The sequence below is a fragment of the Lysinibacillus sphaericus genome (assembly GCF_005217585.1).
GTDB lineage: Bacteria > Bacillota > Bacilli > Bacillales_A > Planococcaceae > Lysinibacillus > Lysinibacillus sphaericus.
Window position 1 is genome coordinate 903258 of the sequence record NZ_SZPT01000002.1, and the last position, 16523, is coordinate 919780.

At 38.6% G+C, this 16523-nt stretch carries 15 protein-coding genes; all 15 read right to left on the minus strand.

The genetic code is table 11. From position 1 onward, the window contains the following. Nucleotides 1–2: 2 nt before the first annotated feature. The 15 genes from aroC to spoIVA all read right to left on the minus strand — a co-directional run bounded on the left by aroC (nucleotide 3) and on the right by spoIVA (nucleotide 16436). Nucleotides 3–1184 carry a chorismate synthase gene (gene aroC, locus FC748_RS09995; RefSeq protein WP_108030407.1) on the minus strand — a complete coding sequence of 394 codons (1182 nt, stop codon included), beginning with the start codon at nucleotides 1182–1184 and terminating at the stop codon, nucleotides 3–5. A 375-nt stretch (nucleotides 1185–1559) separates the two neighbouring features. After that, nucleotides 1560–2330: a CheR family methyltransferase gene (locus FC748_RS10000; protein WP_024364273.1), complete on the minus strand. Its 771-nt coding sequence runs from the start codon at nucleotides 2328–2330 to the stop codon at nucleotides 1560–1562. 84 nt (nucleotides 2331–2414) lie between these two features. Further along, nucleotides 2415–2645, minus strand: coding sequence for a hypothetical protein (locus tag FC748_RS10005; RefSeq protein ID WP_024364274.1), 231 nt, complete (start codon nucleotides 2643–2645; stop codon nucleotides 2415–2417). A 481-nt stretch (nucleotides 2646–3126) separates the two neighbouring features. Next, nucleotides 3127–4752 (minus strand): long-chain fatty acid--CoA ligase, encoded by a 1626-nt coding sequence (locus tag FC748_RS10010; RefSeq protein WP_108030406.1) that lies wholly within the window; start codon nucleotides 4750–4752, stop codon nucleotides 3127–3129. A 124-nt stretch (nucleotides 4753–4876) separates the two neighbouring features. Further along, nucleotides 4877–5644, minus strand: coding sequence for a 3-hydroxyacyl-CoA dehydrogenase (locus FC748_RS10015; protein ID WP_024364276.1), 768 nt, complete (start codon nucleotides 5642–5644; stop codon nucleotides 4877–4879). Between the two features lie 14 nt (nucleotides 5645–5658). Beyond that, nucleotides 5659–6807 carry a thiolase family protein gene (locus FC748_RS10020; RefSeq protein WP_024364277.1) on the minus strand — a complete coding sequence of 383 codons (1149 nt, stop codon included), beginning with the start codon at nucleotides 6805–6807 and terminating at the stop codon, nucleotides 5659–5661. A 347-nt stretch (nucleotides 6808–7154) separates the two neighbouring features. Then, nucleotides 7155–8663 (minus strand): SH3 domain-containing protein, encoded by a 1509-nt coding sequence (locus tag FC748_RS10025; RefSeq protein ID WP_108030405.1) that lies wholly within the window; start codon nucleotides 8661–8663, stop codon nucleotides 7155–7157. Nucleotides 8664–9877: 1214 nt separating this feature from the next. After that, a complete protein-coding gene (gene ndk, locus FC748_RS10035) occupies nucleotides 9878–10294 on the minus strand; it encodes a nucleoside-diphosphate kinase (RefSeq protein ID WP_024364284.1) in 417 nt (138 codons plus the stop codon). 86 nt (nucleotides 10295–10380) lie between these two features. Next, complete coding sequence (gene hepT, locus FC748_RS10040) at nucleotides 10381–11355, minus strand: heptaprenyl diphosphate synthase component II (RefSeq protein ID WP_108030404.1); 975 nt, start codon at nucleotides 11353–11355, stop codon at nucleotides 10381–10383. Nucleotides 11356–11374: 19 nt separating this feature from the next. Then, nucleotides 11375–12079: a demethylmenaquinone methyltransferase gene (locus FC748_RS10045; RefSeq protein ID WP_024364286.1), complete on the minus strand. Its 705-nt coding sequence runs from the start codon at nucleotides 12077–12079 to the stop codon at nucleotides 11375–11377. Nucleotides 12080–12095: 16 nt separating this feature from the next. After that, nucleotides 12096–12863: a heptaprenyl diphosphate synthase component 1 gene (locus FC748_RS10050; protein WP_024364287.1), complete on the minus strand. Its 768-nt coding sequence runs from the start codon at nucleotides 12861–12863 to the stop codon at nucleotides 12096–12098. A gap of 312 nt (nucleotides 12864–13175) precedes the next feature. After that, entirely contained in the window at nucleotides 13176–13394 is a 219-nt protein-coding gene (mtrB, locus tag FC748_RS10055; protein WP_010858802.1) for a trp RNA-binding attenuation protein MtrB, read from the minus strand. Nucleotides 13395–13457: 63 nt separating this feature from the next. After that, entirely contained in the window at nucleotides 13458–14027 is a 570-nt protein-coding gene (gene folE / locus FC748_RS10060) for a GTP cyclohydrolase I FolE (protein WP_024364288.1), read from the minus strand. A gap of 458 nt (nucleotides 14028–14485) precedes the next feature. Beyond that, on the minus strand, nucleotides 14486–14758 hold the full coding sequence (locus FC748_RS10065; protein ID WP_004232618.1) for a non-specific DNA-binding protein Hbs: 273 nt from the start codon (nucleotides 14756–14758) through the stop codon (nucleotides 14486–14488). Nucleotides 14759–14957: 199 nt separating this feature from the next. Beyond that, nucleotides 14958–16436 (minus strand): stage IV sporulation protein A, encoded by a 1479-nt coding sequence (gene spoIVA / locus FC748_RS10070; RefSeq protein WP_024364289.1) that lies wholly within the window; start codon nucleotides 16434–16436, stop codon nucleotides 14958–14960. Nucleotides 16437–16523: the final 87 nt, after the last annotated feature.

A 16523-nucleotide genomic window follows, 5' to 3' on the forward strand; every position in this document is an offset into this window, starting at 1 on the left:
TATCAAAACTCCTTTGCGTAACGGCGTTGTTCTTCAATTTGAGCTTGTAGTTGTGGCAATTGATCTCCGTGGAATTGCTCCATAATCGCATTTGCTATTTCCCAGGCAATAACATGTTCGGCAACAACAGATGCCGCCGGTACTGCACAGCTATCAGAACGTTCAACACTTGCTTTAAACGGTTCTTTTGTTTCAATATCAACACTTTGCAAAGGTTTATACAGCGTTGGAATAGGCTTCATAACACCGCGAACGACAATTGGCATACCTGTTGACATACCGCCTTCTAAGCCACCAAGTCGATTCGTTGCACGTGTATACCCTTCTTCTTCTGACCAAATAATTTCGTCATGGACTTCTGAACCTTTGCGACGAGCCATTTCAAAACCAATACCGAATTCAACACCTTTAAAGGCATTAATTGATAACATAGCTGCCGCTAATTTCGCATCAAGCTTGCGATCGTAATGCACATAAGAGCCAATACCAGCTGGCATACCCTCAACAATTACTTCAACAACACCACCGATAGAGTCACCTGCTTTTTTCGCCTCATCGATTGCCTCCACCATTTTTGCAGAAGCAATAGGGTCTACACAGTAACATGGATCTGCTTCAACAATCGTACGAATTTCTGCTACTGATTTCCCTTCAATTACAGAAGTGTCTGCCTTAATGCCTACGATTTCTGTAACATGTGACACAATTGATATACCAAGCTCATTTAATAATGCTTTAGCAACAGCACCAACAGCTACGCGGACAGTTGTTTCACGCGCAGAAGAACGCTCTAAAACATTGCGTAAATCGCGATGCCCATATTTCATGCCGCCTACTAAATCTGCATGACCCGGACGCGGACGTGAAATCTGACGTTTTATATCTTCTGGATTAATATCTTCTGCTAATGGTTCGGCCCCCATAATTTTTGTCCAATGCTTCCAGTCATCATTTGTGACAACAAGCGCAACTGGAGAACCTAGCGTTTGTCCGTGGCGCACACCACCTACTATTTCTACTGTATCTGTCTCAATTTGCATACGGCGACCGCGGCCATGTCCTCCTTGACGACGTTTTAAATCATGATTAATTTTCTCTGCTGTAATTGGTAAAAGTGACGGTAAACCCTCAATTATCGTTGTTAATTGCGGTCCGTGTGATTCACCTGCTGTTAAATAACGCATAAACGCTTTCTCCCTTCAACTCGCTAAAGTATGTATTTTTCACTATAACATATATTCTCTAAAAAAACAGTCCTTTTACAAATGTCATACCACCTTGCTATTAATACGTTCAAATAAACAGCACAGTATTATATGCGAATATTCTGAACGATTCATTTAAAAAAAGAAGGTTTTCTAGTAACACATCCAACTATTCTAACGCTACACATTCTACTGGAAATTATCGGCAGCAAAATGGTGAACTTAATAAAAAAATACGCTTTTTGCTTATGACAAGCGAAAAGCGTACGATCATCTATGTCTAGTGTCTTGGCAATTTTATGTACGTGACAGTCATCTTGTTCACTGTACGAATGCTTTTCATCATATAGTTTGCTATTTTTTTCGATAGAAGAATGTATCCTCTACCTCAAATTCATAACGCGAAGGATTAAATATTTGCTCCGTTGAGCCGACAAATAAAATGCCATCTTGTCGTAATGCTTTACTGAAGTTTGCATAGATTTGATCCTTTGCTTCTTCGGTAAAATAAATCATCACATTGCGGCACACGATCAGATCATAATTGGCATCATAATGATCGTTAAGCAAATTATGCTTTTTAAAGGTCACACAACGTTTAATTTCATCTTTCACTCGGTAGAAGCTTCCCTCTTGCTCAAAATACTTCGCCTGAATATCTTTTGGAACCTCTGCTAAAGAACGCTCTGGATAGACGCCCAATTTAGCTTTTTGAATAACATTTTCATCTAAATCTGTGGCGATTATTTGAATTTGCGATAACGGTACTAATTGTGATAATACCATTGCTAATGAATAAGGTTCTTCCCCAGTAGAACAGGCAGCACTCCAAATTTTCAAACGCTTATTGGATTGCAATAACTTTGGAAAAATTTTCTTTTGCAATACTTCCCAGCGCTTTCCATTTCGATAAAACTCCGAAACATTAATGGTCATTCGATCTAGAAATTCATTCATTAAATCGCGATCTTGTTCAAGAGCCTTAAAAAAATCAACAAAATTACGATATCCCTTTTTCTCATAGAGTGAAGTTAATCGTCTTTTCATTTGCGCTTCTTTATATAACGCTAAATCAATACCTGTTTTGCGCTTAATACCTTCTACAAATTGTTCATAATCTGACATACGGTCATCTTCCCCTCTAGCGTCGTATTTCCATTATAGCGGAAAAATGCCTTTACTGAAATAGTCTTTCATGTGTATTCAAAGTTACCTCGTTGTATTTTTCTTCTCTTCTAATAGTAGCACTTTCGAATGTTCCAATTCTAGTCGCAGTTTTTCGGTTTCTTTTGTATATGATTCCAATCTTAGCTTCTCTAATTCCACTTCTTGTTCGATTGTCTTTAATTTAAGTTTTTGTCCCTTCGTACGCGCATCAGTAAATATCCCAGCCAAAGCGACCATAATGCCGCCAATAATAGCAACAATAGCGATTTCCATAATTTCTCTTCCCCCTATCTATAAAGATTATCTATAAAGATTATACGATAAAACAAGCAAATAGTTTCCTTTTTTAAGTGTACTCCATCCACTTTCTAATTAATCAACAATGGAAAAACTAGTTCGAGGAAAAACACACGTCTTTTGTTATAGACATCACGCGTTTTCTCTCAACACAGCATCCAATGCAATAAAAGGCATCAAAAGAGAAAAAGTGTTAGATTGACTGCAATCAATCCAACACTTTTTCGCTATGCCGTTGTTGTCCGCTACGGCGGTGCTTTCCGCTCAGCACAGTAAGCCACAACCCTCGCTACCACCTCCGCTACCAACAACTAGTGAACACTTCTAATTTTTTTATTGCAAGAGCATGAATAGCTAAGTTCTCCATATAGCAAAAAATTATGAACACCTTTCGTCTGTTTCTTAAATTTTTTGAGTTATGTCCCAGCTCCAGTCTATTACCATATTAATATAACTGTTAAATTTTCACACGATAATCTTTTAAATTTTCCCTTAACTTAGCTTTCATAAATTTGCCTACGGATGTTTTCGGCACTTCATCTAAAAAAACAACATCATCGGGAATCCACGTTTTATGGAACTGTGTACGCAAACTATCGAGCAGTTCCTCCTTCGTAATGGAATCTTTATATTCAGGCTTAGGAACGACACATGCCAGCGGACGTTCCAACCATTTCTCATGTGGAATGGCCACCACGGCCGCTTCAAACACTTTCGGATGTGTCATTAAGGCATTTTCAAGCTCCACAGATGAAATCCATTCCCCACCACTCTTAATCAAGTCTTTTGTACGATCTGTAATTTTAATATAGCCATCAGGGGTCATCACCGCAATATCTCCAGTATATAGCCACCCATCTTTAAAAGCTTCTGCCGTGCGCTCATCTTTATAATATTCACTAGCAATCCAAGGGCCTCTTATTGTGATTTCTCCCATCGTCTTGCCGTCCCATGGTACCTCACCATGTTCATTAACGATTCGCATATCAAGAAGTGGCATCGTGATCCCTTGCGTAGTGCGAACGTGCATTTTTTCGTCTGTCGTATAGTGTTCCATATGTGATAAGTAGGTCGATAAGCTAACAAGTGGTGATGTCTCGGTCATACCGTAGCCCGTAAAATACGGAATTTTTTGTTCTTCTTCAAAACCGCGCACAAGACCAATGGGCGATGCAGAACCACCACAAATAATCGAACGTAACGACGATAAATCACGTGGTTGTTGACGTTGCGCTTGTAACACACCAAGCCAAATCGTTGGAACGCCCGCTGTTAATGTTACTTTGTACTGTTCAATTAAATCCGCTAATAGCTGCGGTGTAAACATCGGTCCAGGTAGTACTTGAGTAGCCCCAAATAACACGCTAGCAAACGGTAAGCCCCAAGCATTGGCATGAAACATTGGGACGACCGGTAACACGACATCACGCTCACATATCGCGATGCTATCAGACAGCCCAGCCGTAATGCTATGAAGAACAATGCTCCGATGTGTATAAACAACACCCTTTGGCATACCTGTTGTTGCACTTGTATAGCACATACCAGCAGGTGCATTCTCCTCTATATCGTCTGGAAATTCAAAATCACTACTTGCCTCTGCAAGTAGGTCTTCATAAGACAGCGCATTGGGTAATGGCGAGTTTTGCAATTCCACTGCATCCCCCATAACAATAAAATACTTCACTGTTTTAAGCTGGGACACGATTGGTGCAATGACAGGAACTAGATTTTCATCAATAAGTAAAATTTCATCTTCTGCATGATTTATCACATACACGATATGCTCAGGCGCCAAGCGAATATTAATCATATGCAGTACTGCACCAGCACACGGTACGGCAAAATATGCCTCTAAGTGACGATGATGATTCCAAGCAAAAGTACCCACTTTTATACCTCGGTCCATGCCTAGTGTTGTTAAAGCATCCGCTAATTTACGAGTACGAATAGCAAACTCTTTATAAGTAAACTCATGAATCGTTGTAGGGCTTGTACGCGAATAGATTTTCTTCGCATGAAAGAATCGTTCTGCCCGACTTAAAAAACTTGTCAGTAGTAAAGGTGTATCCATCATATGCATAACATCGCTCCCTTTCATTATCCTGACGTTTATCACGCCCTAATTAAACCGAAGCTGACCGCTGCTACAAAACATTTGTTTTTATCGACGACTATTCATTTACATCATAAGTACTTCAATTTTATTATTTCGGTTGCATGCGTATCGCACCATCAAGGCGAATGACCTCGCCATTAAGCATAACATTATGAATAATACTTTCTACAAGCAATGCATATTCGGATGGTTTGCCAAGACGTTTAGGAAATGGTGTCATAGTTGCTAGTGCTGTACGAGCTGGTTCAGCTAGCGACGCAAACATCGGCGTTTCAATTAGCCCAGGCGCGATCGTCATTACTCGTATTCCTAACTCTGCAAGCTCGCGCGCAATTGGCAATGTCATCGCCGCTACTCCACCCTTTGAGGCACTATAAGCCGCTTGTCCAATTTGACCATCAAATGCAGCCACAGATGCTGTATTAATCATAACGCCTCGCTGCCCATCTTCATCAGGCTTATTATGCTGCATTTGTTCGGCTGCAAGACGAATAACGTTAAATGTCCCAATTAAATTGACAGCTATCACTTTCGAAAATAACTCAAGTGCATGGACACCTCGTTTTGAAATGACTTTACTCGCATCCGCAATCCCTGCACAGTTAACAGCTACATTAATCAGTCCAAATGTTGCTATCGCATGTTCAATGCCCGCTGCCACATCCGCTTCCTGTGTCACATCAACACGAACATAGCGGACATTATCACCTAATTCTTGCACAAGTGTCTGCCCTCTCTCATCATTGACATCAAAAATAACAGCTTTACCACCTTCTCCAACAATTTTCCGGACAGTTGCCTCCCCTAAACCTGATGCACCACCTGTTACAATCGCTACAACTTCATGACATTTCATCCCACACAACCCCTTTACATTTTTTCAATAATTGTGGCATTTGCCATACCCATACCCTCACATATAGCAATGAGGCCATAGCGTAAATTTTCACGTTGCATCCGATATACCATTGTCGTTAACAACTTCGTACCCGTTGCTCCTAATGGATGCCCTAAAGCAATAGCACCACCATCTGGATTTAGCTTTGCTGGGTCTGCACCGATATCATGTAACCAAGCAAGTGGCACAGGAGCAAAGGCTTCGTTGACTTCATACGTATCTATCTCTTCAATTGTCAGTCCTGCACGTTTCAAGGCTTGTCTTGTAGCTTCAATTGGACCCGTAAGCATAAGCGTCGGATCAGAGCCTACCACAACGCGTGTAACAATTTTTGCAAGCGGTTGAATGCCAAGCTCTTGTGCTTTTTCTAACGACATCAGCACGACAGCCGATGCCCCATCACTCATTTGGCTTGCATTACCGGCTGTAATAACCCCTTGCTCTTGAAAGACGGTTTTTAAGTTATTTAATCGTTCCATCGTTGTATCTGCTCGAGGCCCTTCATCGACATTAAATATGGTAACCGTTCCGTCTTCTTGTGTGAGATGGACAGGCATGATTTCCTGTTGAAAAAGACCTGCCTCAATGGCTGCTAAAGCTCGCCTATGACTTTCATAAGCAAAATGATTTAAATGGTCTTTTGAAAATTGCCATTTTGCCGCCATTTTCTCAGCTGATAACCCTTGATGAATAATCGTATAATTTTCTTGTAAGCGTTTGCCTTTATGGGCACTCTGCATATTTGAAAACATTGGCACCCTTGTCATACTTTCTACACCACCAGCAATGACAGTATCCATATCACCTGCTAAGATAGCTTGTGCGCCAAAATGCACAGCTTGCTGGCTAGAACCGCATTGTCGATCAATCGTGACGCCAGGAACTTTCTCTGGGAAGCCTGCCATTAATAACGCTGTGCGGGCAATATTTGCACCTTGCTCACCTGATTGTGTCACACAGCCGAAAATAACATCCTCCACTTGACCCTTGTCAATCCCTGCACGCTTTACTACTTCTTGTAATACATCTGCTGCTAAATCATCTGCACGTACATCCTTTAAAGCGCCTTTACTACGTCCAACTGCGGTACGAACAGCTGCTACTATTACTACTTCTCTCATATCACTACCCCTTTTCTAAAACGTTTCTGTCATTCCCCTTAATACATTACGTTTAAGTTTATTTGCTTGCTAGAAAATATATACCGCTTTATAAAACTATTTACTAGCAACGAATTATCTGAATATTATAGCATTTATCTAAAAAAAGTTATAGCTTATAAGGATTGCACTCACAGCCAAAACAGATGGAAAGTTTGTAAATTCATATGTCTTTCAATAGCTATTTTGTCACTTATTATGAGCCTTCCATTGTTATGCTTTCTCCAAGTGTGTCAAGAAAGGATTTATTAAACATAAAAAAGAAAAGATGACTTTTTATAGTCATCTTTTCACTTGTAAGTAGCAATTTAGTTATTGAATATTTGTTCGTAACGGTGGAAGAATGCCACTGTGTGCGCTCTTGCTAGAGAATCATTTGGTTTAAACTCTTCATTTGTTTTAGTAGTTGTTAAAGCATTATCACGAAGGAATTTAATAGCCTCTGACTGAGATACGGTCTTACCATAATGCATTGAAGCTAAAATACGAGCGAAGTTACCTCGTGTGATATCCTTCCCTGCAATGGCTTGTTTGGATGCTGTGTTTGCACCTAGGACTGGTAGAGAGTATTTTGTAGCCAGTTGGTAGTTTACGTCTCCATACCATGAAGTATTAGCTTTCGTTGAAGCTAGTTCTGATGGTTTGAAGTAACGGAATAGGATAGATAACATTTGGTTTTCCGTTAAGTTCGTGTACGGTTTAAGTAAGTTTTCGTACTTACCTGTTGATGGGTTTTTCACATTTGGGTATCCACTGATGATACCGATGTTGACTGCCCACTTAAAATCCTCAGCCCAGTATTGGTTTGCATTGTAATCAGCAAACTTTGATACATCAACGTTGCCCGTTGTGGGTGGTGTTACTGGAGGTGTTGGTGTTGCAGCTGAGTAGTTTAAATAACTTGATGCTACATAGCCCTCTGTCCCGTCACTTCTTTTCACAGGATACCACACAAAATGGTTTTTCTTCGTTGATACTTTTTCATATTCAAAAGGACCTGTAATGGTAACAATTTCACCTTCACGTAAAGTACCCAAAGAAGGACTATCCGTAGTAGGTCTTGTCCTAATTGTTACATTCGTTATTGCACTAACTTTTTGATTTTTTTCAAAATAATACTTAGATTTTGTTAATGGTAAATCAAAGTCATAGTTCATCGTTGAAAATTTAATATTTTCCCTGCTGTTAGAGCCATATTGAAAATGTTCACGTGAAAAAGGCAGCTCTGTTAAGTCTATTAATTCCAATTTATTAATAATACGGAGAATTCTTTCTTGATAGGCATTGGTATTTCTTTCACCAGTTGCTTGAACAATTGGACTATTTACTGGCTTAGTACCGTTATAAGCCATGATAGCGAAGTACCAATGTTCCAGTACATCTCTTTCTCCACCGTTGATGCTAGGTAAATCCTTTCGCTTAAACATATTATCTAGCGTCTCTACACCAGCTTGAATATTATAGACAATATCGCTTTTTAGTCTATCTTGGTTGTAGCCTGCTTGATTTGTAATTTGCATAATGCCTATTCCATTATCAGCTGTCACAATTGCTTCACCATTCTTATCAAAATGACGCCAATTTCCACTTTCACCTTCCGCTATTGCCTTCACAATTTCAGGAGGAACATCATATTTCAGTGCTGTTTCAGTTAACAAACAGTTCATTGTGGAATAATCAGGGTTTACTTTCGATGTCGAATTATACGCACATGTATTTGCAATATTATTAGCGAATACATTTTTATCGATGTTTATAGATAGAGAGAGGGTACCAATGGCAATAACACTAATCAATGGTTTCAATATCTTTTTCATATATGATTATTACACTTCCTTTCATAAGTATTTAAAGTTAAAAGATTCAAATATATGTTATCATAAACCCAATATTTGAGATAGAGGTATTAGTCATTTATTCCTTAATTTAACATAGTAGAATGATAAATGATAGCTCAAACATATATTGTTTAATTTTAATTCGGTGAAAAGTTTGTACATAGTGATTGTTATGAAATAGGTAAGCTTCCTAACGTCCATTGAAACAAGCCCAAGCAAAATCTATCAACTCTTGCAAGCTCGTTAAAGGACTCTATAAGCTTGCTACCATTGTTGTTGTAAGCTGGCTGACTCAAAGTTGAAAGAATAGCACTTTGTTACACGCCTTATTACCACCATGAGCTTGTGTTCGCTTTGTCGCTTTATATTTATTCATTAATCTATTCATATAGAAAAGCACACCAGCTTAATGATAGGCTACCGCAATCTCATCATAATCTATTTTATAATCTCGCATTTCTACACACCCATTAATTCAACTGAATTGAGGGAATCTTTGTTCATATGTTTAAATACTGAAGAAATTATTTATCAGGTCAATAACGATAATAATGTTTTAATAAAAAATAAAACGCAACCCCATGGTTGATTTATCCAAAAGCAATAACACTAATGCTAACTCTTTTTCTGTAGCAGCTTCCTTAACGCTTGAATTTACTTTTATTTTGATGTTTGTGCAAAACTTTAAGTATATCCAGCCATTATCGTAACACTTGCTTAAAACGGCTTAAACGACCATATAAAGAAATGTCCTTCACAAATATTGATCAATTTTTCATTATTAATTTTATGTAGATATTCAACTTCGGTTACCTCAACAAAACGCTTAAAATTATAGTTATACCTATCAATTGTCCTTGGTCTTAATCCACTTAGTCACCACTGTTGATTTAAAATTTGTGTCGCGTATTGAATTGTTATATTTTTGTTGTCCAACTCATCAAAAGAATCCATTTTAACTATTGAGTTATTGATTTTTTTCACCATTGCTTTCTTTGGTGTTCTATTTCAGTTTTGCTAGTCAAAAAGCTTAAATCAATGTTTGCGTTCTTCACTTTATTGAGAGATTTGAACAAACAAAAAACCCCCTAACATTTTTTTGTTAGAAGGTAAAAGTCACATCGGAAAAATAGATGATTTTTTTATTGAGTTCTATTCGTAGTTCTTTTCGCTACGCTTCTTAGAAGTGCGAATTAAACTAAATCTTCACCGAAGAATAAACCGATTTCGCGCTCTGCAGATGCAAGAGAGTCAGAACCGTGGATGATGTTGTGAGATACAGTTGTAGCGTAGTCACCACGGATTGTACCTGGGTTAGATTCTTCTGGTTTCGTAGCACCCATCATTGTACGTGCAAGTTTGATTACGTTTTCGCCTTCCCATACCATAGCGAATACTGGACCAGAAGTGATGAAGTCTACTAATTCACCGAAGAATGGACGTTCAGCATGCTCAGCATAGTGTTTTTCAGCTAATTCTTGAGGAATTACCATTAATTTAGCGCCTTTTAATACAAAACCGCGACGTTCAAAACGGTCAACGATGTCACCTACTACTTGTCGTTCTACGCCATCAGGCTTAACCATTAAAAAAGTTTTTTCGATTGCCATGTTTAAAACACTCCTTAAATTCGTCTAACAGGTTTTACACCTACCGATAAATATTAACAAAAAATAAGCTTTAGCACAACAAAAAGCTAGAATTTACGCTTGCCCATAAACAAAGCGATATCACGAAGCTTTTTCTTAATTGGATGTTTTGGTAAAGCATCTATTTCTTGTAAAGCTTTTTTCAAATACTTATCACTCATTTTATTAGCTTGTGTAATTGCGTCAGATTTACGCACATATTGCAACATATTTTGGCGCTCAAGCTCCGTTAATGTCCCTGCAAACACTTTTGCTAAGTAAGGTTGCATTTGTGGATCATCTTTTAATAACAAAATCGGCAAGGTAATATTCCCTTGCAATAAGTCACTACCTGCTGGCTTCCCTAATTCTTTATCTGTCGCCATAATATCTAATACATCATCGATTATTTGAAAGCTCATACCAACAAAGTAGCCAAAGCGTTTCAAATGGCTTACTGTTTTTGCATCAACACCTGCTGCCACTGCACCAATCTCACAGCTTGAAGAAATAAGTAATGCCGTTTTTCGTTTAATACGTCTGAAGTAATCCTTTAAGCCCTGATCCAATCTAAACTTGTCCTCAATTTGTATCACTTCACCATTACAAATTTCTACCATTGTACGTGCCAAAATTTGATGAACAAGTGGATCCTCTAGCTTTGTGATGTACTCAAGTGCACGTGCAAAAATAAAATCGCCCGTGTACATTGCTACTCTGTTATTCCATTGGGATTTGACAGTTGGACGTCCTCGTCGCATATCGGAATCATCAATCACATCATCATGCACTAGCGACGCCATGTGAATGAGCTCTAAAGGCACAGCCACACTTTTCATCTTTTCGATATCATAATCGCCAAATTTTGCGCCAAGCAACACAAAGATTGGTCGGATTCGTTTGCCACCAGCTTGTAATAAATGGAGAGAAGCATCGTTAATTAAATGCGAAGACGAATTCACCGCTTTTTCTAATTCTTGTTCGATGATATCAATATCTGACTTCAAATCGGAATAGAGTAGTTTTAACTTCATCTTTTCCACGCTTGAAAACCTTCCCCCATTAACGTACCTTTTTAAAGCCCATATGCATTGCCGCAGCACCGCCACTGTATGCTTTGTACGTTACTTTTTCTAAACCTGCCTGTTCAAACATTGCCGCTAGCTTCTTCATACCTGGGAAATCATTTGCAGATTCCTGTAACCAAGAATACTCTTTATAACTTTTCGCAAAAATTTTACCAAATATCGGCATAATATATTTAAAATAAAAACGGAATAGTTGTCGATAGCCAGGTATTTCTGATTGAGATGTTTCTAAACATACAACCATGCCTCCCGGTTTTACAACACGATTCATTTCTTTTAACACTTGTAAATAATCAGGAACATTGCGTAGACCAAAACCAATCGTCACATAATCAAATGTATTGTCTGGAAATGGTAATTCCATTGCATTTCCTTGTATCAGTTCAATTTGTGGGTAAGGCGTTATTTTTTTTTCGCCCACTTGCAGCATGTTATGACTGAAATCCAGTCCCTTAACTTCGCCACTTTCTCCAACTGCTTCAGCTAGTGCAATTGTCCAGTCAGCTGTGCCACAACAAACATCTAGCGCTTTCGATCCAGGCTTGACAGCCATGCGCTTCATCGTATCGTTGCGCCAACCTACATGCATTTGGAAGCTAATTACACCATTCATTTTGTCATAGCTTTCAGAAATACTTTCAAATACTTCGTGAACGTGCTCTTCTTTTGATTTAGCCATTTTAGAAAAACCTCTCTTATCCGTTTGTAGAAGCAATCGATGCATCTACACGTGCTTGTAGAGCTTGTTTCACATCACTTTGTAAAAATGATGCTTGTGCTATTACTTGCAACAGCTCTGTTTTTAAGCGGGCAATTTTATCTTGTAAGACGCTATTGAAGGTCGCGCCTGTCTGTAATGCACTTTGTTCCAGCACTTTACTCATCAATGATTTTTGTCCACGTTGATACATAGCCCATTCTCTTTCTAATCGTAAGATCAATAAGCTCTTCTCCATTATTGGAATATAATGATGCAATGCATAAAGCTCAAAAAATTTCGCAATTAAACCTGACTCGATATTGCTAATTGAAGAACACCATTGTTCCACTGTACGCTGTTTTGCCTCATACACTTTTATTTGATGTTCGCAACGTGACACGATACCTTGTGATAAATTCCGAATTAATGCGACATTTCCCGACATTGCTAAAATTTCATAATACCGGCCACTATAAAAATCCCCAGCCAAAACGGTTAGCTGCTGTTCCTTTGAAGTGGCATCTAATTCTTTTATATGATCATGTGCCGCTAACGCTGCATATACAATTCCAACAGTTATTGCAGCTTCCCTTTGCTCTTGTTGCCACTCTTCTCCATTCAAGAAGGGCACTAACAAGTAAAACAGTTGATTTTCATCGAGCACAGGCGCTCCTGTGTATTTTTGCAAAGTTCTATGACGAACATCCATGAAAATCTCTGTTTTTAACTGTGCAATTGAATTTTGAATGTATGTTGCATTCATAGACCTTACTCCATTTCACTTTCAAATACGTTCATCATCAACATGACTTAACGCTTGCTTACTGAGTCATTATAGCATAAGCATCGATTCGGAATAAAAAGTTTTTGCTTTCACCAACACGAACGGGCAGTAGAACCCTACCACGGAAAGTACAAGAAAAAAATGGTAGGAAATCTACTTGCCCGTAAAAGCCAGTTTCACCAACACATATTACTTTTTTCATATGCATTTGGCACATCTGCAGATTATAACTAACCAGTCATCAGCACTGTATGTTGACTCTACCGACGGAAGCTAACTTACATGACTATGCTACTTTTTACCTTCACTTTGAATAACACCATGTGCTGTGTGGATTTGTGCTTTGCCACGAATTTTCATGGCAGAAGTATGCTCAGTAAATTGAGCAATCATTACTTCCCCTGCATCTAATTTTTCAGAATGATGGAATTTCGTATCCGTACCACGTGTTAACCCAATTACATGTACACCATCTTCTTCTGCCTGTATTACTATATAATCTTGCGCCATTGTCTGTACACTCCTTAAATCCGACAAATTCTTAGTCCATCATAACATAATTAGACATGCAGTTTAAGACATTTGAATAAATGACAAGACTTCTCTACGTTTTACCTCATCTTGTTCATAAATGCCACGTGCAACTGATGTAACCGTTTTAGATCCAGGCTTTTTCAGTCCACGCATAGTCATACACATATGTTCTGCTTCAATAACGACATAAACACCTTTAGGAGATAGCATTTCCATAATCGTGTCGGCTACTGAAGATGTAATTCGTTCTTGTAATTGCGGACGACGTGCAATCGTTTCCACTGCGCGACCTAATTTACTTAGGCCCGCTACAATGCCGTCGTTTGGTATGTAAGCGACATGTGCTTTGCCGTAAAATGGCACTAGATGATGCTCACACATTGAGTAAAATGGGATATCCTTTACAAGCACTAGTTCTTCATGATCCTCATGGAAAACCGTTTTAAAATAATCTTTTGCATCTTCATGTAAGCCACTAAACATTTCAGCATACATTTTAGCAACGCGTTTTGGTGTATCGAGTAATCCTTCACGATTCACATCTTCGCCCACAGCTTCTAAAATCATTTTCACTGCTTGTTCTATTTTCAATAAATCTACATTCGACATTCGTAAAAACCCTCCTGCGTATCAAAACATTACACATTTCCCTATGCATCGTAGCATATCCAAAAGTGAAGCGCAAAACGACTTACTTGAATTAAAAGAAATTCAACATAACTTCTGTAATTAGGCATTAACTGCCGTCTTTGTTTCCAAATTTTATATTCAAGTTTGCTCAAAAAGTCATCTTAAAATCCATGATATCCTTCTAGAGCATTTAACATAAATCAATCTTTGATGGAATGCTTGCTCTTCCGTTTTCTATTTGGCATTTATCCTCATTTTTAGTAATAAGGGACTTGTGGTGAAGCAAGTTATAGTTGTCATTCATTATGCTATGTATACAAATCTTAGTAAAACGATTTCATGTTTACTGCTACAAGTCATTTTATAAATTAAGTTAAAAAGAGCAGCCCTCATGCTCGTTTACATGAAGACTGCTCTATGTAACTACTAGACGTGTATTATTTTACAGCATCTTTAAGCGCTTTACCTGGTTTGAAAGCAGGTACCTTGCTAGCAGCGATTTCGATTTCTTTACCAGTTTGTGGGTTACGACCTTTACGAGCCGCACGTTCACGTACTTCAAAGTTACCAAAACCAATTAATTGTACTTTGTCACCCTTTGCAAGAGCATCTTGAATTGTATCAAATACAGCTTCAACTGCTTTAGAAGCGTCTTTTTTAGAAAGACCTGCAGCTTCAGCAACAGAGTTTACTAATTCTGTTTTATTCACACCATTCACCTCCTCTCAAAGGGTCATGAACCAATTCTGTAAAAAGAGTAACACATAGAAAACCGCGACGCAACTGTATTCATTCATGATTATAACCAAAAAATGCGTTTTTCACGCAAAAAACAAAAATAACAGGACTTTTCGCATAAATACGAATAGTCCTGCACTATTTTTTTGCTCAGTATTTTCCATTTTATCTCTATAAAATAAATGTCACTAATCCTCTATCACCTTCATTCACCATACGCTCAATTGTTTGACGCATACGTTTTTTAGCTGTAGGTGGTACTGCATTCATTTTATAACGTATGCCCTCTTTTAACACTTCATGCAATGGCGTACCGAAAAGTTGTGTTTGCCAAAGCGCATCACGATCATGTAAATAAGCATGGTTTAAATCTTTTAATAACTGCTGACTGTGGAATTCAGAACCAATAAGTGGCGCAAATTCTGATTCCATATCAACACGAATAATATGATAGGATGGCGCTTTTGCTTTCATCCGTACGCCGTAGAAATTATTTTGCTTAATTAGTTCTGGAGCAGTTGGTTCGAATTCTTGCATCATTGGCAATGTTACGCCATAACCACTATTATCTGCTTCAGTAATGGCATCTTTAAAGCGTTTTTGGGCTTCTTTTGCTTCAGCAGCCTCTTTAATAAATAGCAGCCAATCGCGCTTTGTTTCAATCGGCTCTTCCAACCATTCATTACAAACAGCTTTATATAATTCACCTTGTAATGACACGCGAATAACCGCTGTACCGATTCCTGAATCGACATGTACCACTTCACTTTGATCGATAAAATCAATCGCTTTAAAGGCATCAGAAGCTTGTTGCACGTCCCTAATTTTCATCACAGACGAAAGCACTTCTTCCATCGAATCAATTAATGCCACGTTTAGTGGGTGAGTAGCATCAAGGACATCGAGCCAATCTGGTTTTTCAACCTCAATCGTCCGAATCGGAAACTCAAATAGTGCCTCTTGTAAAATATATTGAATATCAGAAGCACGCATTTGATCGATTGAAATCGCAATTACCGGAACATTATATCGTTCAAATAGCTCATTTCGAAGCTGTACCGTTTCTTCTCTTGCCGGCATTTGACAATTTAACACAATAACAAAAGGCTTGCCAATTTCGGTTAATTGCGCAACAATCTCTTCTTCCGCTTTTTCAGCTGCACGACGGCTGATGCCATTTACTGTTCCATCTGTTGTCACAACAATCCCGATATTCGCATGGTCACGAATCACTTTATCTGTGCCAATTTTCGCTGCTTCTTGGAAAGGAATTGGCTCAGTATGCCAAGGCGTATGCACGTATTTCGGACCATTTTCATCCTCATAGCCCTTTGTACCTTCAATCACATAACCAACGCAATCTGCTAAACGAATTTGGAATGTCATTTCATCTTCGCCAACCGCAATACGAGTCGCTTGAGCAGGCACAAACTTCGGCTCAGCAGTCATGATAACTGGGCCTGGCGAGCTTTGTGGCAGCTCGTCCTGTGCTCGCATTCTTTCTGTATCATCCACAATATTCGGCAATACTACAGCTTCCATTACTTTTTTTACAAATGTTGATTTACCTACCCGAACTGGACCAACAACACCAATATAAACATCGCCATTTGTGCGCTCTGCAATTTCTTTAAATACTGCTTCACTCAAGGTTTCTGCCTCCTTTATCTACGCTTTTTCACTATATGCGCCCATGCAGATAAATATGAAAATGTATGAGAATTGTTTGAGTGACTG